Origin of the sequence: Thioclava sp. F42-5, from assembly GCF_002213195.1 — a bacterium.
In the GTDB taxonomy this organism is placed as follows: Bacteria; Pseudomonadota; Alphaproteobacteria; order Rhodobacterales; family Rhodobacteraceae; genus Thioclava; species Thioclava nitratireducens.
In genome coordinates, this window is sequence record NZ_NBNZ01000011.1 from 24,693 (window position 1) to 44,507 (window position 19,815).

The 19,815-nt window shown below is 59.2% G+C and carries 20 protein-coding genes and 1 pseudogene; 8 read left to right on the forward strand and 13 right to left on the reverse strand.

Going from position 1 to position 19,815, the window contains the following annotated elements; genetic code table 11:
* The first annotated feature begins 41 nt into the window (after nt 1-41).
* Genes B6V74_RS18405 through B6V74_RS18430 form a run of 6 tightly spaced genes read left to right on the forward strand, consistent with a single transcriptional unit; the run spans nt 42 to nt 5,733 of the window.
* Complete coding sequence (locus B6V74_RS18405) at nt 42-857, forward strand: putative hydro-lyase (RefSeq protein WP_088723641.1); 816 nt, start codon at nt 42-44, stop codon at nt 855-857.
* Nucleotides 858-901: 44 nt separating this feature from the next.
* On the forward strand, nt 902-1,945 hold the full coding sequence (locus B6V74_RS18410) for a TRAP transporter substrate-binding protein (RefSeq protein ID WP_088720639.1): 1,044 nt from the start codon (nt 902-904) through the stop codon (nt 1,943-1,945).
* 11 nt (nt 1,946-1,956) lie between these two features.
* Nucleotides 1,957-2,508, forward strand: a complete 552-nt coding sequence (locus tag B6V74_RS18415) for a TRAP transporter small permease (RefSeq protein ID WP_088723642.1) — start codon at nt 1,957-1,959, stop codon at nt 2,506-2,508.
* On the forward strand, nt 2,505-3,788 hold the full coding sequence (locus tag B6V74_RS18420; RefSeq protein ID WP_075777415.1) for a TRAP transporter large permease: 1,284 nt from the start codon (nt 2,505-2,507) through the stop codon (nt 3,786-3,788). The genes B6V74_RS18415 and B6V74_RS18420 overlap by 4 nt, the downstream gene beginning before the upstream one ends.
* An 11-nt stretch (nt 3,789-3,799) precedes the next feature.
* Nucleotides 3,800-4,474 (forward strand): DUF2848 domain-containing protein, encoded by a 675-nt coding sequence (locus tag B6V74_RS18425; RefSeq protein ID WP_088723643.1) that lies wholly within the window; start codon nt 3,800-3,802, stop codon nt 4,472-4,474.
* Complete coding sequence (locus B6V74_RS18430; protein WP_088723644.1) at nt 4,471-5,733, forward strand: amidase family protein; 1,263 nt, start codon at nt 4,471-4,473, stop codon at nt 5,731-5,733. Before B6V74_RS18425 ends, B6V74_RS18430 begins: the two co-directional genes overlap by 4 nt.
* 476 nt (nt 5,734-6,209) lie before the next feature.
* Here B6V74_RS18430 and B6V74_RS18435 read toward each other — a convergent pair whose 3' ends face one another.
* The 6 genes and pseudogenes from B6V74_RS18435 to B6V74_RS18460 all read right to left on the reverse strand — a co-directional run.
* Entirely contained in the window at nt 6,210-7,001 is a 792-nt protein-coding gene (locus B6V74_RS18435) for a glycosyltransferase family 25 protein (RefSeq protein ID WP_088723645.1), read from the reverse strand.
* Nucleotides 6,991-7,968 carry a glycosyltransferase gene (locus tag B6V74_RS18440; protein WP_146694583.1) on the reverse strand — a complete coding sequence of 326 codons (978 nt, stop codon included), beginning with the start codon at nt 7,966-7,968 and terminating at the stop codon, nt 6,991-6,993. The genes B6V74_RS18435 and B6V74_RS18440 overlap by 11 nt, the downstream gene beginning before the upstream one ends.
* 419 nt (nt 7,969-8,387) lie before the next feature.
* Nucleotides 8,388-8,936, reverse strand: coding sequence for an acyltransferase (locus tag B6V74_RS18445; protein ID WP_146694588.1), 549 nt, complete (start codon nt 8,934-8,936; stop codon nt 8,388-8,390).
* A 53-nt stretch (nt 8,937-8,989) separates the two neighbouring features.
* Nucleotides 8,990-9,691: an FkbM family methyltransferase gene (locus B6V74_RS18450; RefSeq protein WP_088723647.1), complete on the reverse strand. Its 702-nt coding sequence runs from the start codon at nt 9,689-9,691 to the stop codon at nt 8,990-8,992.
* Between the two features lie 61 nt (nt 9,692-9,752).
* Nucleotides 9,753-10,754 carry a glycosyltransferase family 2 protein gene (locus B6V74_RS18455; RefSeq protein WP_168184258.1) on the reverse strand — a complete coding sequence of 334 codons (1,002 nt, stop codon included), beginning with the start codon at nt 10,752-10,754 and terminating at the stop codon, nt 9,753-9,755.
* Between the two features lie 422 nt (nt 10,755-11,176).
* Nucleotides 11,177-11,440, reverse strand: a pseudogene (locus B6V74_RS18460) (IS3 family transposase); the annotation flags it as partial.
* 189 nt (nt 11,441-11,629) lie between these two features.
* On the opposite strand from B6V74_RS18460, the gene B6V74_RS18465 reads away from it, so the two are divergent.
* Complete coding sequence (locus B6V74_RS18465) at nt 11,630-12,898, forward strand: DUF6538 domain-containing protein (protein ID WP_088723649.1); 1,269 nt, start codon at nt 11,630-11,632, stop codon at nt 12,896-12,898.
* Between the two features lie 13 nt (nt 12,899-12,911).
* Here B6V74_RS18465 and B6V74_RS18470 read toward each other — a convergent pair whose 3' ends face one another.
* A complete protein-coding gene (locus B6V74_RS18470) occupies nt 12,912-13,148 on the reverse strand; it encodes a helix-turn-helix transcriptional regulator (protein ID WP_088720660.1) in 237 nt (78 codons plus the stop codon).
* 93 nt (nt 13,149-13,241) lie between these two features.
* Between B6V74_RS18470 and B6V74_RS18475 the strand changes: the two genes are divergently transcribed.
* Nucleotides 13,242-13,892, forward strand: a complete 651-nt coding sequence (locus B6V74_RS18475) for a hypothetical protein (RefSeq protein ID WP_088723650.1) — start codon at nt 13,242-13,244, stop codon at nt 13,890-13,892.
* A gap of 186 nt (nt 13,893-14,078) precedes the next feature.
* On the opposite strand, the gene B6V74_RS18480 is transcribed toward B6V74_RS18475, so the two are convergent.
* The 6 genes from B6V74_RS18480 to B6V74_RS18505 form a co-directional block, all read right to left on the reverse strand.
* Nucleotides 14,079-15,527: a mannose-1-phosphate guanylyltransferase/mannose-6-phosphate isomerase gene (locus B6V74_RS18480; RefSeq protein ID WP_088723651.1), complete on the reverse strand. Its 1,449-nt coding sequence runs from the start codon at nt 15,525-15,527 to the stop codon at nt 14,079-14,081.
* Nucleotides 15,528-15,536: 9 nt separating this feature from the next.
* Entirely contained in the window at nt 15,537-16,508 is a 972-nt protein-coding gene (locus tag B6V74_RS18485) for a GDP-L-fucose synthase (RefSeq protein ID WP_088723652.1), read from the reverse strand.
* Between the two features lie 10 nt (nt 16,509-16,518).
* The gene (gene gmd / locus B6V74_RS18490) at nt 16,519-17,637 is read right to left on the reverse strand and encodes a GDP-mannose 4,6-dehydratase (RefSeq protein ID WP_088723653.1); all 1,119 of its coding nucleotides are present in this window, start codon (nt 17,635-17,637) and stop codon (nt 16,519-16,521) included.
* A gap of 165 nt (nt 17,638-17,802) precedes the next feature.
* Complete coding sequence (locus B6V74_RS18495; protein WP_088723654.1) at nt 17,803-18,693, reverse strand: glycosyltransferase family 2 protein; 891 nt, start codon at nt 18,691-18,693, stop codon at nt 17,803-17,805.
* Entirely contained in the window at nt 18,693-19,337 is a 645-nt protein-coding gene (locus B6V74_RS18500; protein WP_088723655.1) for a methyltransferase domain-containing protein, read from the reverse strand. The genes B6V74_RS18495 and B6V74_RS18500 overlap by 1 nt, the downstream gene beginning before the upstream one ends.
* Nucleotides 19,334-19,741: a DapH/DapD/GlmU-related protein gene (locus B6V74_RS18505; protein WP_276206158.1), complete on the reverse strand. Its 408-nt coding sequence runs from the start codon at nt 19,739-19,741 to the stop codon at nt 19,334-19,336. The genes B6V74_RS18500 and B6V74_RS18505 overlap by 4 nt, the downstream gene beginning before the upstream one ends.
* Nucleotides 19,742-19,815 lie beyond the last annotated feature (74 nt).

Sequence of the window (19,815 nt, forward strand, 5' to 3'; positions counted from 1 at the left end):
TCGGTCGTGGCGCGGGATCATCATCCAAACCGGAGGACCAGATGAACGCACCGAAATCCGTGATCGCTTCGCCAGCCGCCTTGCGTGCCGAAATCCGCGCTGGGCGGTTCACCGCGCCGACGGCCGGACAGGGGGGCGAGGCGCTGCAGGCGAATCTGGTCATGCTACGCGGAACCGATGCAGCGGAATTCCTTCGCTACTGTCAGGCCAACCCACGCCCCTGTCCTCTGCTGGCTGTGGGCGAGCCGGGCGATCCGTCGCTCCCCAGCCTCGGCGATATCGATCTGCGCCACGATGTGCCGCGCTACCGGGTCTGGCGCGACGGCGAATTGGTGGACGAGCCGAGCGATATTGCCGATCTGTGGACCGAGGACATGGTCTCCTTCGCGCTTGGTTGCTCGTTCAGCTTCGAGGATGCGCTGATCCGCGCGGGGCTTCCGGTGCGCCACATCACCGCCGATCGTAACGTGCCGATGTATCGCACCTCGTTGCCCACGCGCCCCGCGGGGCAGTTCTCGGGACCGCTGGTCGTGAGCATGCGGGCGATGCCTGCGGCGGACGCGATCGAGGCGATCTCGATCTGCCAGCGGTTCCCGCTCGCCCATGGCGCGCCGGTGCATCTGGGCGATCCGAGCCAAATCGGGATCGCGGATATCGACGCGCCCGATTATGGTGATCCGCCTGTTATCGAGCCCGGCGATATCCCCGTCTTCTGGGCCTGTGGCGTTACCCCGCAAGCCGCGATCGCGACCGCGAAACCGGGGCTCGCGATCACCCACGCGCCGGGCCACATGCTGGTCACGGACATCCCTGCAAGCCACGCGGAACGGCGTCTGACGGGAGTCCATCCGGTCTGACGCGCCGACCGAAAACCAAAAGAAAACCCAACAGGAGTTAAACAATGAAAAAGATCATGATGACCGCGATGACGGCCGCGCTGCTGGCCGGGCCCGCCCTCGCCGAGGAACAGCTTGCCGTGGTCGGGAGCTGGTCGAGCCTGCCGCTCTACAAGCAGTTCACCACGCCGTTCTGGACCGAGGAACTGCCGAAGCTGACCAATGGCGATTTCTCGGCCCAGCTGACCAGCTTCGACCAGATGGGGATCGCCGGCGGCGACGTCTACCGGATGCTGGGCGATGGCGTGTTCGACGTGGGCCAGACTGTCGCCGATTACACCGTGGGCGATGCGCCCGAGCTGGAAGGGCTCGACGTGCCGCTGGTCGCAACGACCGCCGACGAGGCCAAGGCGATGGTCGATGCGGCCCGCCCGATGGTCGTCGACATCATGCATGACCGCTTCAACTCCGAGCTTCTGGGCATCGCGCCCTATCCGCCGCAGGTCGTGTTCTGCAAAGGCGAGATCAATTCGCTCGCCGATCTCAAGGGCAAGAAGGTGCGCGGCTCGGGTCGGATGACCACCAAGCTTCTCGAGGCGCTTGGTGCAGAGGGCGTCAACATCGCCTTCTCCGAAGTTCCCGGTTCGTTGCAGCGTGGCGTGATCGATTGTGCCGTCACCGGAGCAGGTTCGGGCTATTCGGCCGGCTGGTGGGAAGTGTCCGACCATCTCATGACCTTGCCGCTGGGTGGCTGGGATCCGGTGGTGATCGCGATGAACAAGGATCGTTACGACGAACTGTCGCCCGAGATGCAGACCGAGCTGAAGGATGCGGTGAAAACCGGTCTGGAAGACAAGGCCTGGGCCGCGGCGGAAGGCGGTCTCGCCAATGACATCGCATGCCTCACGGGCGACGGTGAATGCAAATCGGGCGATCCGGCGTCGATGACGCTGGTCGAGGCGACCGATGCCGACATGAAGACCGCCCGTGACGCGCTCGAGAAGCAGGTGTTGCCCGATTGGGCCGAGCGTGCCGGTCCGGAATGGGCCAAGCGCTGGAACGATACCGTCGGCAAGACCGTGGGCGTGACCGTCCCGGTCGCGAACTGAGAGCACCCGACGTGAAATTCCTCGCAACACTGGAAGGCGCGCTCAGGCGCGCCAACCGCCTCGTCGCGCTGATCCTTGGTGCGGCGCTGGTGGCGACCGTGCTCTTCGTGCTGGTCGACGTGGTCGGTCGCAAGACCGGCTGGGGCAGCCTGGGCGGCTCCGACGAGATTTCCGGCTACGTGATGGCCGCGGTCGCCAGCTGGGGGCTTGGCTGCGCGCTTCTCGACCGCGCCCATGTGCGCATCGACCTGATCCGTCAACGGCTTGCGCCGGTGGGACAAGGACTGATGGACCTGTTCGCGATGATCGTCACCAACGGGGTCGTCCTGTTGATCGCCTGGTATTGCTGGCCGGTCCTGCAAAAGACGATCGAGCGCGGCTCGCGCGCCAATACGCCCCTTGAAACCCCGCTGTGGATTCCGCAGGGCATCTGGTTCGCGGGCTGGGCGTGGTTCGCGCTCAGCGCCACCGCCCTGAGCCTGATCGGCATTGCCTATTTCGCCTCCGGGCGCCGCACGGAACTGGCCAATGCGATCGGCCTCGGATCGGAGCTTGACCAATGATCTGGACCGTCGCTTTCTCTCTTCTGGGGCTGATGGCCCTCTCGATCCCCGTTGGTATCGTACTGTTCATCCTCGGCATCGGCGTGGGTGAGTTCTATTCCGCATTCCCGCTCCTGCGCGGGCTGGGGCAGGTGATCTGGTCGGCCTCTTCCTCCTCGACCCTGATCGCGATTCCGCTCTTCGTGCTCCTGGGCGAAATCCTCGTCCGGGGCGGCGTGGCCGCGCGCACCTATGCCGCGCTCGACAAATGGCTGAGCTGGCTGCCCGGCGGGCTGATCCACGCCAATATCGCCACCGCGACGATGTTCTCGGCCACCTCGGGCTCATCGGTCGCAACCGCCGCCACAGTGGCGACCGTCGCCATGCCGCAGGCCGACAAGCTGGGCTATGATCCGAAGCTGTTTTCAGGCGCGATCGCCGCGGGCGGCACCTTGGGCATTCTGATCCCGCCCTCGATCAACCTGATCGTCTACGGCTTCCTTACCGAGACCTCGATCCCGCAGCTTTTTTCCGCCGGGCTTCTGCCGGGCCTCCTGATGGCTCTCGCATTCGTCGTCGTCACCGCGCTGATCTGCCGGGCGCGCCCCGCGCTTGGCGGTCCGTCGCGCAGCTTCACCTGGGGTGAGCGCCTTCGCAGCCTGATCCAGCTGATCCCGATCATCATTCTCTTCACCGTCGTCATCGGCTCGATCTACGCGGGCTGGGCGACGCCCACGGAATCCGCGGCCATCGGCGTGGTGATCGCGAGCCTCATCGCAATCACGCTGGGCAACGGGCTGGGACTCGCGACCATCGGCGAGGCCCTGCATGGCACGATCCGGATTTCGGCGATGATCATGCTGGTGATCACCGGCGCCTATTTCCTGAACTTCGCGATGACCTCCGCCGGGCTCGGGCGACAACTGACCGACCTGCTGGAAAACACCGGTCTGCCGCCGCTTGGCACGCTGTTGCTCGTGGTTCTGCTCTATCTCGTGCTGGGCTTCTTCATCGAGACGCTTTCGCTGATGGTCGCGACGATCCCGATCATCGTGCCGATCATCGCGGGTCTGGGCTATGACAAGGTCTGGTTCGGTGTGCTGATGATCGTGCTGATCGAGATGGCGCTGATCACGCCGCCGGTCGGTCTCAACCTCTTCGTGGTGCAGAGCACACGCGGCAAGGGCTCAATGAACGAGGTGATCCTCGGCGTCATTCCTTACGTGCTGGTGATGCTCGCGATGATTGCATTGCTGATTGCGGTTCCCGGGCTCGCGCTCTGGCTGCCGTCCATTCTCTGACAGGAGTTCCCATGACCCTCAATTTTCGCGCTGAAGGCGCGCCGCTTTCGCTGGACCTCTCGCATCTCATCGTCGCTGGCTGGACCGGGCGCGACGCCGATGCCATCGCCCACCACATCGAGGAACTGGCGGCGCTTGGGGTCCCCGCGCCTTCGGCCACACCGCTTTACTATCGCGTGGCGGCGCAGCTTCTGATGCAAGCCCCGGTGCTTGAGGCGGTGGGGAACGAGACTTCGGGCGAGGTCGAACCGCTGATCGTCGCTGTCGAGGGCCGCACCTATCTCGGGTTGGCCTCGGACCACACTGACCGCGCGCTCGAAGCGCATTCGGTGGCGCTGTCGAAACAGGTCTGCGCCAAGCCCTGCGCATCTGATCTGTGGTCGTGGGAGAGTGTCTCCGACCACCTCGAAGAGATCGTGCTGCGCAGCTGGATCGAAGAGGGGGGCGAGTGGGTGCCGTATCAGGAAGGCACGCTCGCCGCGATCCGCCCTCTGACCGATCTGATTACCGGTGCCGGTCTTGCCGATCTGGCCAAGGACGGCCCTGTCGCGATGCTCTGCGGCACGTTCGGCGCGAAGGGAGGGGTGCGCCCGGCGGCCCGTTTCCGTATGCAGATGGAAGATCCGCGCAACAGGCGCGCGATCACCCATGAATACGAGACGCGCAATCTGCCGGAGGTCGCATGACATCACCATTTCTCATCAAGGTCGAAACTGCCATCTCCAAGGTCGAGGCTTTGCCAGAGTCGGAGCGACGCGCGATCTTCACCGAGTTCGCCCCGGCGCGCATCCGTGCCGAGGCGGAGGCGCTAGAGGCGCGTCACGAAGCGGGCGAGGAGATGCCGCTTTTTGGCACGCTGGTTTCGGTGAAAGATCTCTATGACGAGGCCGGGCAGGTCACGAGCGCAGGCTCGCGTCTGATGCAGGACCGCGCGCCGGCAGAGGCGGATGCGGTCTCGGTCGCGCGGCTCAAGGCGGCGGGGGCGCTGATGTTCGGGCGGTCTTCGATGTCCGAATTCGCCTATTCCGGGGTGGGTCTCAACCCGCATCACGGCACCCCCTCGGGCGCGCTGGTGGCGGGCGGGATGCCCGGAGGCTCAAGCTCGGGCGCGGCGGTCTGCGTGGGCCTCGGGATCACCGATGCCGCGATCGGCACGGATACCGGCGGCTCGCTGCGCATCCCGGCGGCGGCGAACGGCATCTGGGGCTATAAGCCCAGCCAAGGGCTCATCGACGATACCGGGGTGCATCCGCTCGCCCCGACCTATGACGTGGCGGGGCCGATGGCGCGCGATCTTGGCTTGCTGCGGCAGATGGTGGATGTGATGGCAGGCGCGCCGCTTTCCGCGGCAGAAGACGGCCCGCTGCGCTTCGTGGTGCCCGAAGGCGCCTTCACCAATGGTCTGTCCGACGAGGTCGCGGCGCTGTTCGAGGCGGAGAAAGCCCGGATCGCAGGTCTCGGCCATGAGATCGTGCCGGTCGACATGACGGAAATCGCAAAGGCGGTCGTGCTCAACAAGATTATCGTCGCCGTCGAAGCGCTCGAGATTTACCGCGACGATTTGGAAAAGCTCGAAGTGGTGGGTGATCCGCGCGTGCTGTCGCGCATCCGTTTCGCGCTCACGCTTACGCCTGAGGAAATCGAGAAAGCCTATGCCGCGCGCGCTGATATCGTCACGCTTTTCGAACGGCTGATGGAGCCTTTCGATGCGCTGCTCGCGCCCACACTGATGCGCCTGCCGCCCAGCATTGCCGATGTCGAAGCCGAATTCGATCGCCTCAATGTCGAGATGCTGCGCAACACCTCGTTGATCAACCTCGTGGATGGCTGCGCGATTGCCATGCCTACGCCGGGCTTGAACCCGGCTTATGCGATGACAATGCTGGCTGCGCCGAAAGGGGCGGATGCGCGTGTGCTTGCCATCGCGGAGCAGGTGGCGGGATGAGTGAGGCGCTCCATGCGTCGTTTCGCGGACCGGCTGGAGGCTGACCCCCGCCCTCCGGGGGCGTGGAAATTGCTCCGAAGCTGGTCTCGGTGCTGCTGCGCTTCGATCCGCTGGACCGCGAGCAGCTGGGGGGGCGTTGAAGCGGCTCACCGATGAGATCGCGCAGGGTCCGCTGGAGATGCCAGACCCTGCGCGGCGTGGGACGATCCCGGTCGCTTTTGGTGGCGACGACTGCCTGCAACTAAGAGATGTCGCAAAGGCGACGGGCCAGAGCACCGCACATCGGGGTCAGGTTGCTGCAGAGATGGTAAAAGAGCCGGGAAGTCGCATCGCGCCAACTTGAGACAATTCACCGATGGGCATGTTGTAACCAATAACTTCAAGTTCAGGAAAATGTCTCTATAGATTCCTGGCAAACATGAGTTGAAGCCTTTGGTTTCCTAAATTGCCGCGCGGCATTATTAGGAGTTTGGACATTACTGTTTCACCTTGTTGATCGCGATTTTATTTTTTCTCGCCCGCCATGAGAAACATGCGAATAAAGCTCTAATCTTTTCGCGAAGAATTCTCCTTTGTTTTAAAATAAAATACATTCGACTCCGATTCTGCGCTGAGCGGCGTGTCGACAGATTCATTGCTTCAATATCGCTCGAGGCGCCCGACGTCGAGATTAACGGCGGCGCGATGGAAAACGCTCTGTTTGTGCCGCTAAATAAGAATCTCAGGAAGTTATCAAATGGCATGTAGATTGGTTCTTCATGGGACAAGAATTCGAGTGCGCCGCGGCGCGTCCAGATAATTCCTGTAGCCAGCATGGGGAAACGGTGTGCGCATTTTAATTTTCGCCCCATGACGTCACAAAAGTCTGTGCTGTATTTGAAATCCGTCGCGCCTATATTAACTGCAAAAATGTCATCTCGAAGATGGTGCAAAGTAGAGCATACTTCCTCAACTGTACTTACAAAATCGGACGCCGGAACCGCGTCATCTTCGAGAACAACCACGTAGTCGAAAGTGGAAGCGATGAAGTGTTGTAAAGCTTTCTTATGACTAAGGTAGCAGCCAACCTCTCCGGGTTGTATGCTTCTGCCCATCTCTTTCCTACACCGCTCGTCGTCAGTAAACTGATCGATACCAAGGCAAGATCCATCCACTCCGGGTATACGCTCAACTCTGCATGAAAAGGGGCTGAATTTATTTGAAAACTCAGCAAACCGATTTTGGCTTTTGTCGATATTTATAACGTAAAATGCAATTTTAGGAGACATGAGGTTTCCCTCTGAATATGTCTATATAAGCATCGACCACGGCTTCCTTGGAAAAGAACTCAGAAAGCCGTAGGGTTGCGTTTTTCACAAAACTCTCGGCGGCTAGTTTGTTGGTTCGTATGAATTCAATTGCCTCAGCGATCTGAGCATCGTCGTCGATGTCAGTTAATATGCCATCCACCTGATCTCGCATGTACCAACTTGGCCCCTCTGAGCGAGTTGAGATCGTGGGGATACGCATTTCCCAAGCTTCGAGAAGAGCATTGCCTAATGGCTCGTGGCGCGATGGCATTACGAACACGTCGGCTAGTGCTATGTAATTCATCGGCTCGTCGACCCAACCCAAAAAAACAACACGCTGACTGATGCCAAGTTCGGCTGCAATAGCCTCAAGTCGCGCCCTTTCTTCACCGTCTCCCATTAACCAGAGAGTACAGTTTTCCAATCTAGCTAGTGCTTTGATAAGTACGTCGAACCCCTTTCTGGCTACGAGACGGCCGCTTGCTGCGATTACGAAGTCATTCTTGCTTGTCCTCTTTATGTTTAATTGCGACATGGATGCGGAAGCTTCCCGCGTAAAGTTCGAAACTGTCACCACAGGTTTCGTCCAGCCTAGCTCTATGCATCGGTTCGAAATTCCAGGTAAGTTACCAACCAAAATATCGCATTTTTGAAAGTGCTTCAGATTTGCAGGGAAATCCCCCATGCGTGCCAGTTTTACAGTGTTGGGCCATCTGTGGATGAGCCGCCCCGCGCGCGGCATCCACGCCATAACTGCGTCTGGCTTCCATCGTCTGACAAGCATCTCAGCCTGTAGATGAGCAAGTAACGTCAACGGTGATAAATTGCTGAAATTGTTTCTAAAAACGGGGCCAAGCGCAGCGACATCGCCATCCCATGAGCGGTTCGGTCGGATGAAGAACTGTTGCTCAACACCGAGTTCGTGTAGGGCTCTCGCAAGGTTCACGAAAAAGCGTTTCGCCCCCCCCCCCCCCCCCCTCTTTACCAAAGTGAAAGTGAACACCGCGTAGTGACACCCAGCCGGCTCCCGAAAAGTTGATTATATCGTAAACGTTAGAAATTTTCGCGCAGAGAGTCTACAACGAGTCGGTAAAAGTGGTCTGCTACCGGACGTAAATCCCATATGTTTTATCCGATTGATAATAACCGTTTTAGTCCAGGATGCTGCTCCCGGTTTTGCCCGGGAAATTCCAGCTTCTGGCGGCCCTTACAGCACGTTCAGTTGAAACGAACGAAGTGATGGCGTGCGCTGGAGACCAGCATAAGTGTCACACCGCTTGAGGGGTGACACTGCACTGAAAGGGCGAACCCGTACCAGGACGGAGCCGCCCTCCGCCGCGCTCGACATATTGATTTGTTGACAAATTAGTCAGGCACACTATTGGCGCCTCGCATTTTGATGAGGCGAGCAGGAACTCCTGCATAAATTCCGAAAGGCTTGGTGGATTTGCTTACCACTGAACCTGCACCAATTACGCAACCCTGTGCGATGCGAACCCCATCAAGGATAGTGCAATTAGCGCCAATCCAAACATCGTCTTCGATCACAATTCCGATGCTCCGAGACTTCTGCTTGAAGATCGGCATGGTTAGATCATCAGTTCCATGATTAGTTGGTACAATAACGGTTTGAGCCGCGATCCTAACACCATTTCCAATTTTGAGGCCGCCTTTCCCATAAAGGACAGAGTACGGATTCACGCTGCAATCGTCACCCATCTCTATCGACCCACCGTTAGATGCCAGCACAGCTCCTGGGTGCAGACTGCACCGCGCCCCGATCTTGATCGTTCCGCCGAATTTCAGGCTAAATCGCACGCCTCGCGCTATCCTCGGGTCATCGCCAATCTTAATGCAGCCGTGGCCGACTAACTCGATCCACGCAGCCCGCAAAGCGCGTGCAGTAAACCTCATCTTGTCCCCCAAACTCAGTTCGCGCCCCTTGCTACGATGCAGCGCGTGGATCTTCACGACTCTCGTAGGCAAAGAAGGTTATTGTTTGCATCCTCAGTTATTAAAAATCCTTGTGATTTTATGTAGCCCTTCAAGTCAACAACTGAGGCCGCGCCAGTTATCTTGCCATGTGTCTCGACGACCAATGCGCGTAAGGATGAAAGATCTACAGCTGGCAACAAGTTCAACTCGGCTCCTTCAACATCCATCAATAGGATTGTAGGCTGAAATTCGGCTATCGCATCGCTTAGACTATCGCTTTCCACCGTGATAGCTTCACTCAAATCTCGTTTGATCAGAGATGATGATATAATGTTGCCGGCCCGAAAAAATGTAACCGGTCCGCCATCAACAGTGATGGCTTTTTTCCGTACTGCTGGGTAAAGGTTGTTGAGGAGATGATTGGCTTCAACAAGTGGAATAGTGTTCGGATTCGGCTCGTAACTCAGCACGTTTCTTGGCCCACATACACGGGCAGCCACTAGTCCTAGGGCGCCAATACCCGCGCCGATTTCAAGCACTCGGTCTTCCGCACGCAGCACACGCAATAGTAATTTGCGCTCAGCAAACTCATAGTCTCCTCGTCGCAAAAGGCGCGTAATTTCCTCAGGTATACCCACGCCCACGGCGTGCAAGCGAACTCCGTCGAGAACTACATATGATTTCCCACTTAAGCGATACCAGCGCTCTCGAAGAGTACGGAATTTGGGCTTCATGGTTTGGGTTCCTCGAAAATGAATAAAGATAGCGATCAAACTTAGACACTTGGCTGAGCAATCACATGCTTTTTCTTAGGTTCCTCTTTGCACCGAAGAACATCTCTAAGTCCGCAGAACTTTTGAACTCAGACGTGGCACCGCAGCGGAAAGACGCCTCTGCGCTGTCCGAACCTGATTTGTCCAGAATTTCGCGATAGTATCCGCTTTGCTCGGCGTGCTGCCGGCGGTCCACCACATACTGGACGCCCTGCGTGCCCTTGGTGATCGGATAGTGCAGCAGCACAGCTGTCTCTTTCGATAGTTGATAGTGCCGCGAGACCGCATGGGCCCCTCCGTAAAATGCCGATCCACGCTTCCACTTCAGAAGGGGGAGCTTTGTTAGATTTAAATCTGGAACACGGTTTTTTCTATTCTTCAAAAGTCGTCGAAAAATTGCCTTGCGCACGCGGCCAATTCCTGTCGGCTGAACCGATCTGAGAAGAGGAATGTTGCTCCATAGAAAGCTTTGTAGCTTCGACTGCGCCCTTGACCCGCCAAAAAAAAGTCTGTCCCTTGGGCCGCCGGTAATCATCATGGGGGGTGTCGGCCAGTTTCGCAAGAACCGCGATGGGGCAGCCAAGAACCGATAGGTTCCTGGAGCTTTTCTGGGATCATCAAAGAAGCGAAACTGCTGGCTGATTGGGCTATCGCTATCAATGACCTGCGCCGATAGCGGGCCGTCTCGATAGAGATCTACCATGGTACAAAATACGGCTTCCGCGCCTTCAGCGTCCAGATCGCTGAGGAGGGCAGTAAACGGGCGCGTCTCGAAGTCTCGGTAGATCAGCCGTTCATCGGCGTCAGGAACCAATGCCCACTTGCCAGAAGCAAAATGATCGAGCAACTCACTGCGCCATTTGCGCTTGTCTTTTGCATAGCTGGATCCGACCACAGGTCGGAACACTGTCACATCAGGCTGCGATAGAAGCCACTCTGTTGATCCATCATCGGATCTGTCATCTACAAATAGGAAGCTGACATTCCCGAAGGCGCGATAGTAGGAGACGAGGTCTTTGACCATTTCAAGTTCATTGTGTGCGAGAACCACACAGGGCACTGACGCGGAAGAGTACCGAAACTCCCCAATAAGATTGAGCGTAGGGCTGAATTTTGTCATGGCCAACAATTGCCCCTATAGTAAATTAGGACCTGTTCGTTGGCCTATGTAACGCAGAAGATGCAGCGATGACAGGCTACAATCTGCTAGCCGCCTGCGCCCGTCGCTGCTCTCAGTCGCTCGGCGCATCTCCGAGTCGTGTGATCATCACAGCGTCTGCACGTAGCTGCCCACGTGCCGCCACAAGCGTCTTTGGCGCCGTTCAAATAGCGCGCGCCGCTGCTCGGACTTCAGTGCGCATCTGCGGCGCACCGCGGTTTTGTTGCTCAATGCTGTTCCGCGCAGCCATTGGCACCGCCGCAGGAAGATGAATGGCCCCGCGTTTCTTAGATGCCTTCGGGTTTCAGTTTCCGCCGCCGTTCGAAGTCGACGGGCGACAGCATTCCATTTCGGGCATGCTTGCGATTCGGGTTGTAGAGCATCTCGATGTGGTCGAACACATCCCGCTTGGCTTCTTTGCGTGTCCGGTAGGTTCGTTGCCTGATCCGCTCACGTTTCAGTAGGTTGAAGAAGCTCTCAGCGGCCGCGTTGTCACGGCAGTTCCCGCGACGGCTCATCGAATGCTCGAGATTGTGGGCTCTCAGGAAGGCCCCTTGGCATGACAAGTGCGAGCCATTGTGGTTATTGTCGGAATTCCTCTCCGACATATACATCTCGATCTTAAGTGAGGCGTGTGACTAAAGATAAATAAATCAGCTATTTATGTTGAATTCGATTCCCTAGGGAAGGCTTTTGTGCTACACATTCTGATACACAAGGCTCTATCCCGGAGGTGTGCGATGAATATCACCAAGCGTGGCGAAATTTGGCATCTGCGTCGGCGGGTTCCCAAGGGGTATGCCTCTGTCGATCCGCGCCGCGAAGTGGTGATCAGCCTTCGGACGGGGTCAGAGGAGGTGGCGCGACAGAAGGCCCCGGCGCTCTGGGCCGAGCAGGTCGAGGTCTGGGAGGCGATGCTCGACGGCGACACGGAAGACGCGGAGGCGCGGTTCGCTGCGGCCAAGCGGTTTGCGAAGGCGCGAGGCTACCGGTTTCTCGAGGCGCGCAAGGTGGCGCGCCTGCCTGTGGAAGAGCTGCTCGCGCGTATCGATCTGGTTGCGAGTGACGAGATGCGCGATCCCCTCGGGGCGGATTCGCTCTTGGGTGGAGCGGAGCTGCCGCTGATCACGGTGTCGCGGGCGCTAGAGCTGTTCTGGGGGCTCGCACGCGACAAAACTTTGGGCAAGAGTGCGGACCAGGTGCGACGGTGGCGTTACCCACATATCAAGGCGGTGCAGAATTTCGTTTCGGTTGTCGGGGACAAGCCGCTTGATGATCTGGCACGCGATGATTTCCTTGATTTTCGCGACTGGTGGGCAGAACGGATGGCGTGCGAAGGATTCACGGCAAATTCCGCGAACAAGGATCTGACGCATCTCAGCGCAGTCTTGAAGCGCGTGAACCGCGACAAGCGGCTCGGGCTCGAGCTGCCGCTCGAAGATCTTGGCTTCCGGCAGGGGAAAGCGGCGCGGAGACCTTCCTTCTCGGACGACTGGGTGCGGGATCGATTGCTGGCCCCCGGTGCGCTCGATGGGCTGGAGCCGCAGGCGCGGGCAATCCTGCTGGTGATGGTGAATACCGGGCTGCGTCCGAGTGAAATCGCAGCGCTGAGGCCTGAGGAGATCCGGCTCGGCGATCCGATCCCGCATTTGCTGCTGCAGCCGATCGGGCGTGTCCTGAAGACGCAGAATGCCGAGCGGGTGATGCCGCTGCACGGGGTGTCGCTCGATGCGATGCGAGCGTTCCCGGATGGGTTTTCGCGTTATCGCGAGAGCTCTGCCACGCTGAGTGCCACAGTGAATACCTATCTGCGGGATGCCGGTCTCCTCGAGAGCGAGCGACATTCTCTCTACAGTCTGCGGCATGCGTTTGAGGATCGGATGCTTGCCGCTGGGATCGACGAGCGGATCCGGCGCGACATCATGGGGCATGCGCTGGGGCGCGAGCGCTATGGGGAGGGTGGCCGGTTGGCGACGATTGCGGAGCTCCTCGAGCCCATCGCGTTCTGAGCCGAGTGAACGATCAGCTCCGCAGTTTCACCTTGAGCAGATTAGCGGGGTCGATTTCGAGTGCCTGCGCGAGGCGCCAGACATTGTCGATGGAGATATTCTGCTCGCTACGCTCCACGGCGCTCAAATAGGTTCTGTTGAGACCAGATTCGAGCGCTAGACGTTCCTGCGACCATCCACGCTCAGCGCGCAGTGATCTGAGGTTGCTTGCGAGCGTGTCGCGCAGAGGGCTTTTCGGCGTCCGTTTCACCCCCTTGCAATCGCGCAATGTTGGTTTTAGCTCTACCGGTTATAAGAGACATTCGTGTGCTCGTTAAAACATCTTTGCAAAGGGATCACCTCGATGGCCGCAACTGAAATCGACCCCAGTTTTCTGCTCATTTCCGATCGAGAGATGTATATTCATCGTGATCGCAGTCTTGCCGGATCACTCGGCGATGGGTTTGTCTATCGCCGTATCAAGAACATGCTGGCGGACCCGTTGCTACGTCCGCTCCTCGAGCTGTTGGAGAATGGTGCGGCGAACTACGAAGGCGCGCTCAAACTCAAAGGGCGCGGATTCCTCGAGACCCGGTCGATGACCGCGCGGAGAGGCCCATTCAAGGAAGAAGAGTTGCAGTATGTCCTGTTGACGGGTGAGGCTTGCAGCTATGCCCATCGCTGGCTCTTCGCGAAAGCGGAGGGGCCTGAGCCGGATCTCGATCCGGCGGAGTCCCTGCTGAAGGCTATTCGGCGTTATCTCGTTGTCGACGCAGGTTCTGGTATCGTGGTGGGACGAGATGTGCTGGAGGTCGCGATCGATCTCGATGATATGAAAATATTGGGGCGCCTTGTGCACCTGGACTACGGACTTCGTCAACTTTCGGATCCTGGTTTCAGTGACCCGGTTTCCGAGGAGGATTGGAGGGAAGCTCGCGCTTATTGGTCTGGAGCGGATAGTGCCGATCGAGTTGGGGCGGCTATCGTATCCTTCGACTCGTCAGAACTTCCGTGAGCGTTCTCGCGAGGGGGGCAGCAGGGCCTCAAGCACAGATCGAGTGTCAGTTTTTCTTTCCTTCTGTCGCGTCGCGATAGAAAGATCTTCAAACAAAAAGAGCCACGACTTTGGTGTCGTGGCTCTCGCTTTCTGTAAATATTTCGAGGCTTCGGAGCTGCCCCTCCCTAGGACGTAGCGCGGCTCTTACCCTTTCGCGCCTTGCCCGCGCGCATAGACATCCTCGTAGCGGATGATGTCATCTTCACCGAGATAGCTGCCGGTCTGCACTTCAATCAGTGTGAGTGGCACCTTTCCCGGGTTTTCCATCCGATGGAGGGCACCGAGCGGGATGTAGACGGACTGGTTCTCGGTCACGAGTTTCTCCTCGCCATCAATGGTCACCTTCGCGGTGCCCTCGACGACGATCCAGTGCTCGGCGCGGTGATGATGACTCTGCAAGCTAAGTGCGGCGCCTGGGTGGACGTGGATCCGCTTCACCTGGAAGCGCTGACCGACGACGAGGCTCTCATACCACCCCCAGGGGCGGAAATCCCGGGGCAGGGTCTCGGCTTGGGCGGCGCCCTTGGCCTTCAGCTCGGCGACAGCTTTCTTCACGTCCTGCGCGCGATCCTTGTGGGCGACGAGGACGGCATCTGGCATGGCGACCGCAATGATATCCTCAAGTCCGATCCCGACAAGTTCCTGTGCGTTATCCGTTGAATGCAGGAGTGTGTCGCGACAGTCGATCGCGGTGGCGGGACCGGTCGCGACGATGCCGTGCTCGTTCGGGTTCTGCTCGCGCCAGACTGCCTGCCAGTCGCCGAGGTCGGACCAGGCTCCACCATAGGGCACGACGGTCAGGTTGTCGGCGCGCTCCATCACCGCGTAGTCGATCGAGATGTCTTCGAGCTGCGACCAAGGCTCGGCTGCGAGCCGGGTGAAAGCGAGATCGCGCTCGGCAGCGTCGACGGCGGCCTTGGCTTGCGCCAGCGTTTCGGGCGCATGCTTTGCGAAGGCGTCGAGTATGGCGGACGTGGAGAACAGGAAGATGCCCGCATTCCAGAGATGCATGCCGCCCTCGAGTAGAGCCTCGGCTTTGGCGAGATCGGGTTTTTCAACGAAGGACTTTAGCGGTTGCGGGGTTGCGGAGAACTCCGCGTCCGGGGCTTCGCTCAGTTCCAGCCAGCCATAGCCGGTCTCGGGGCGATCGGGACGGATGCCGAAGGTGACCAACTGTCCGACCTCGGCTGCCGGAGCGGCGGCCTCGACCGCCGCGCGGAAGCGTGCGGGGTTGGGGATGACGTGATCGGAAGGTGCCACGAGCATCAGCGCGCCCGGCTCGCGCGCCTCCAGCACGAGAGCGCCTGCGCAGATCGCCGCGGCGGTGTTCCGCGCAGACGGCTCGATGAGAATATCGGCGGGGGCGATTTCGAGCGCCGCCAATTGTTCGATCACCACGAAGCGGAAATCCGAGCCGGTGATTACCGAAGGGGCTGAGAAGCCGTCACCCGCGAGCCGCTTGGCCGAAGCCTGGAACAGGCTCTCCTCGCCCATCAGGTTGACGAATTGCTTGGGGTAGCTCTTGCGCGAGAGCGGCCAGAGCCGCGTGCCCGAGCCGCCACAGAGGAGGACGGGGTGGATCGTCTTGCTCATAAATCCCTCTCAGGTTCTGGCAGTGTCGTAGTTCGCGAGGAACCAGCGATAAGTCTCGGCGATCCCGTCTTCGAGGTCGATACGTGCCTGCCAGCCCATCGATTTGAGCCGGCTGACATCCATCAGCTTGCGCATCGTGCCATCGGGCTTGCTCGGGTCGGTCGCGATCCGGCCCTCGAAGCCGGTCACCTTCGCGACCATCTGCGCCAGTGCCAGGATCGAAATGTCGGTGCCCGAGCCCACGTTGATATGGCTCAGCATAGGATCGGTATTCGCGTCATACTCGGCCTTCGGCAAGTCGAGCACAAAGAGCGAGGCCTCGGCCATGTCATCGACATGCAGGAACTCACGCCGCGGCGTGCCGGTGCCCCAGATCGTGACCTCCTCGAGCCCATCGCGCGCCGCTTCATGGAGGCGCCGAATTAGAGCGGGGAGCACATGGCTGTTCTCGGGGTGAAAGTTGTCGCCCGGCCCGTAGAGGTTCGTGGGCATCACGGACCGGTAGTCCACGCCATGCTGCCGGTTGTAGCTCTCGCAGAGCTTGATCCCGGCGATCTTCGCGATGGCATAAGGCTCGTTCGTAGGCTCGAGCGGCCCTGTCAGAAGGGCATCCTCTGCCATCGGCTGCGGGGCGGCTTTTGGATAAATGCAGGAGGATCCGAGCTGCAGGAGCTTGGTGACGTCGGCGGCAAAGGCCTGATGGATCACATTGGCTTCGATCATCAGGTTCTCGTAGATGAACTCGGCCGGGTAGGTGTTGTTGGCGTGGATGCCGCCGACTTTGGCCGCGGCGAGGATCACCACGTCGGGGCGCTCCGTCTGCATGAAGTCGCGCACCGCTCCCTGATCGGTCAGATCAAGTTGGGCATGCGTCCGGGTGATCAGCTCCAGCGCCGCGCCCTGGGCCTGACCCGCTTCCAGCTGACGCAGGATCGCGCCGCCCACCATCCCGCGATGGCCTGCGATATAAATCTTGGTCATCGTATCCGCCTCAGCCTTCGAGCGAGACCGGCAGGTCCAGCCCGTGTTCTTTGAGAAGCGCGTAGCGCCGCGCGGCCTTGTGGTCCTCTGCGACCATCTCGGCACACATCTCCTGCGCGGTGATTTCGGGCACCCAACCGAGCTTTTCGCGGGCCTTGGTCGGATCGCCGAGGAGCGTGTCGACCTCGGCGGGGCGGAAATAGCGCGGGTCGATGCGCATGATGACGTCTCCGAGCTTCAGGGCAGGCGCCTTGTCGCCCTCGATGGACGCCACCGTGGCGATCTCTTCGGTGCCAGAGCCAGAGAACTCCAGCTCGATCCCGAGCTCGCGCGCGCTCCAAGTAATGAATTCGCGCACGGAATATTGCTTGCCGGTCGCGATGACGAAATCTTCCGGTGTGTCCTGCTGCAGCATCATCCACTGCATCCGGACGTAATCCTTGGCGTGACCCCAATCGCGCAAGCTGTCGATGTTACCCATGTAGAGGCAGGACTCGAGCCCCATAGCGATGTTCGATAGTCCGCGCGTGATCTTGCGGGTCACGAAGGTTTCGCCACGGCGGGGGGACTCGTGGTTAAAGAGAACCCCGTTACAGGCATACATGCCGTAGGCTTCGCGATAGTTCACTGTAATCCAGTAGGCGTAGAGCTTGGCGACTGCGTAAGGCGAGCGCGGGTGGAAAGGCGTGGTTTCTTTCTGCGGAGTCTCTTGGACGAGACCGTAGAGTTCCGAGGTTGAAGCCTGATAGAACCGCGTTTTCTTCTCGAGCCCCACAAACCGGATCGCTTCAAGCAGCCGCAATGTGCCAATGGCGTCGACATCCGCCGTGTATTCGGGGGCCTCAAACGACACCGCGACATGAGACTGAGCGCCGAGATTGTAGACTTCGTCCGGCTCGATATCGCGGATTAAGCGCGTAAGGTTCGATGTATCAGAGAGATCGCCGTAGTGGAGCTTCATCTGGGCGTGGTTGCTGTGCGGATCCTCGTAAATGTGGTCGATCCGCTGCGTGTTAAACGACGAGGCACGGCGCTTGATGCCGTGGACCTCGTAGCCTTTTTCCAGCAAGAATTCTGCGAGGTAGGATCCGTCTTGGCCAGTAATGCCGGTAATTAACGCTTTTTTCATGAACTTTCCTTGGGCGCTTTAGGCAAGTTGAACCCGATTGTCTTGGTTTTTCTGAACATATGAGTTAGCCGGGAACGTATGTCTGCACATTCTTGAGTATCAAACCAACGACGTTCGCCTAGGACAGTCTCGGCGTGAAGGGCTGAGCTAGACCTCGCTTCAAGCTTACACATCGATATCCAATATTTGGCGGATGGCGCTCGGTGCGTCTACTCCTGTTACAGCCATGTGACGGCGCACCTCGAGAAGCTTAGTGTCGACCAAGAAGCGGTACCAAAAGCCTTGCAGTACATGAAAAGTGAGGCCTTCCCTTCCGTCAAGAAAGCCAAAGCGAAGCACGTATCTATAGAAGAAATAGGCGAAGGCCCGGAGGCCGGTAGGCAACCGTGCGTATATCTTCTCTTTGAGCCAGCGCTTGATTCCAGCTTGGCCGCCCCCAAGGTCGGCCACTGTCTCGTGTCGCATAAAGCCGTATTCAAGGTTGAGTAGATCGACCACCTCGCGGCTTGCGTAGGTATTGTGTTTGGCTGTCCACCAGGTCAGTGAGTTTCGATTGTCATCAAGTATTTCCCCCGGGAGCTGGGCCACTGGCCCTGAGACCTTAATGTGCTCATCCATCCAGCGATCTTCGCACCTCCCCCTGCCGTGGCGGAAGAGTCGCAGGACGCGCACCGGGAAAATCCCGCCGTGGCGCATCGGGCGGCCGAGGAACGTCATTCGGCGGCTGACTACTACTCCGTCGATCTCGGGAGCGAGCTTTGGTAATATTTTTGAAATCTGGGTCCGCAGCTCGTCAGTAACGATCTCATCTGCATCGAGGCGCAACACCCAGTCTGTATCCGCGGGCAACTGGCCAAGCGCCCAGTTATATTGGCTTGCGTAGTTGCGCCACGGGTTGAAGCGGACCTCGGCGCCCATCTCCTTGGCTATCTCGACAGTCCGGTCAGTAGATCCGGAATCGGCGATAAAGATGCGATCTGCAATGCCGCCAAGCGAGCGGATCGCCCGCGCGATGTGCCGCTCTTCATCGCGGGTCAGAATCACGGCGGTAAGCATTACGGATTAGGTTTGCGCGCAACGGCGATCATCGACTTTGCAAGCGGCGGGACGCGCCCGACCCTCTCGAAGCGGATATCAGAGAAGCCCGCCTCACGCAGTAATTCCCCGAGCGTCGAGAAGGACCAGAACTTGATGTGACCGTGATCCCAGAGGGCGGTAAAATGGGCATCCATTTTACCGCTCAGCGCCATCGCCAAGTTCTTCAGATAGCCGTGGTACGGAGTCGAAACAATCGCCGTACCGCCCGGCTCGAGCAGGTCGAAGAGGGCGCGGGCATAATCGCGCGGGGCGTAGACATGCTCGACCACCTCAAGGCTCACCACTATCGGGAAGCAGCCGAATTTCGCAGCAAGATCGTCATAGGCTGACCCAACCTCGAGCTGCAGCTCGAGGTGACGCTCACGGGCTTGGGCAATGCCCTCTGAGGACGGGTCGACGCCTGTCACCTTCCACCCCCGCTTGGCCATCTCAGTCCCGATCGAGCCATTGCCGCAGCCAAGATCGAAGACCCTCCGGCGAGCGTGATCGGCCGGCGCTAGCCGGTCGAGCTCCTTAACTAGCGCTGGCAGAAGATAGCCATGCGAGGGGTTCAGATTGGCGTCGTCGTATCGGTATCCACCTATGCTACTGATATCAATCATTTTTCCATCTTCCTGATAGGTCGCGCGGGGTTGCCGGCGACGATCCATCTCTCTGCGACATCTTTCGTGACAACCGCACGGGCACCCACGACTGCTCCGGTGCCAACGGTAACCCCCGGCCCGATAAAGGCGTCCGCCGCGATCCAGGCATCGGCACCGATGCTGATCGGCGCCTTCACCAGCGGACGGTGCTGCAGGGCAAGATCATGAGTGCCGGCACACAGATGAGCGCCTTGCGAGACCGTAGCTCGCGTGCCGACGGTGATTGGGCCAAGCGCGTAAAGAACAGCCCGATCTCCCACGGCACATTGCGCACCCAGCGTAAGTTTCCAAGGGATGGCGATACGCACGCTCGGATGGACATGAGCCTCGGCTCCGACCCGAGCGCCGAAGCGGCGCAGCAACCAACGGCGCCAGCCCCATAGGGGCCGTGGGCTCAGCGCGAATAACGGCCGTGCCAACGCCCAAGCGGCTCGCC

What these genes read in the sequence shown, in the direction of transcription:
- B6V74_RS18405 (WP_088723641.1), top strand. Translation starts at nt 42, where the DNA reads ATGAACGCACCGAAATCCGTGATCGCTTCGCCAGCCGCCTTGCGTGCC.
- B6V74_RS18410 (WP_088720639.1), top strand. Translation starts at nt 902, where the DNA reads ATGAAAAAGATCATGATGACCGCGATGACGGCCGCGCTGCTGGCCGGG.
- B6V74_RS18420 (WP_075777415.1), top strand. Translation starts at nt 2,505, where the DNA reads ATGATCTGGACCGTCGCTTTCTCTCTTCTGGGGCTGATGGCCCTCTCG.
- B6V74_RS18425 (WP_088723643.1), top strand. Translation starts at nt 3,800, where the DNA reads ATGACCCTCAATTTTCGCGCTGAAGGCGCGCCGCTTTCGCTGGACCTC.
- B6V74_RS18430 (WP_088723644.1), top strand. Translation starts at nt 4,471, where the DNA reads ATGACATCACCATTTCTCATCAAGGTCGAAACTGCCATCTCCAAGGTC.
- B6V74_RS18435 (WP_088723645.1), bottom strand. Translation starts at nt 7,001, where the DNA reads ATGTCTCCTAAAATTGCATTTTACGTTATAAATATCGACAAAAGCCAA.
- B6V74_RS18445 (WP_146694588.1), bottom strand. Translation starts at nt 8,936, where the DNA reads ATGAGGTTTACTGCACGCGCTTTGCGGGCTGCGTGGATCGAGTTAGTC.
- B6V74_RS18450 (WP_088723647.1), bottom strand. Translation starts at nt 9,691, where the DNA reads ATGAAGCCCAAATTCCGTACTCTTCGAGAGCGCTGGTATCGCTTAAGT.
- B6V74_RS18455 (WP_168184258.1), bottom strand. Translation starts at nt 10,754, where the DNA reads ATGGTCAAAGACCTCGTCTCCTACTATCGCGCCTTCGGGAATGTCAGC.
- B6V74_RS18465 (WP_088723649.1), top strand. Translation starts at nt 11,630, where the DNA reads ATGAATATCACCAAGCGTGGCGAAATTTGGCATCTGCGTCGGCGGGTT.
- B6V74_RS18475 (WP_088723650.1), top strand. Translation starts at nt 13,242, where the DNA reads ATGGCCGCAACTGAAATCGACCCCAGTTTTCTGCTCATTTCCGATCGA.
- B6V74_RS18480 (WP_088723651.1), bottom strand. Translation starts at nt 15,527, where the DNA reads ATGAGCAAGACGATCCACCCCGTCCTCCTCTGTGGCGGCTCGGGCACG.
- B6V74_RS18485 (WP_088723652.1), bottom strand. Translation starts at nt 16,508, where the DNA reads ATGACCAAGATTTATATCGCAGGCCATCGCGGGATGGTGGGCGGCGCG.
- gmd (WP_088723653.1), bottom strand. Translation starts at nt 17,637, where the DNA reads ATGAAAAAAGCGTTAATTACCGGCATTACTGGCCAAGACGGATCCTAC.
- B6V74_RS18495 (WP_088723654.1), bottom strand. Translation starts at nt 18,693, where the DNA reads ATGCTTACCGCCGTGATTCTGACCCGCGATGAAGAGCGGCACATCGCG.
- B6V74_RS18500 (WP_088723655.1), bottom strand. Translation starts at nt 19,337, where the DNA reads ATGATTGATATCAGTAGCATAGGTGGATACCGATACGACGACGCCAAT.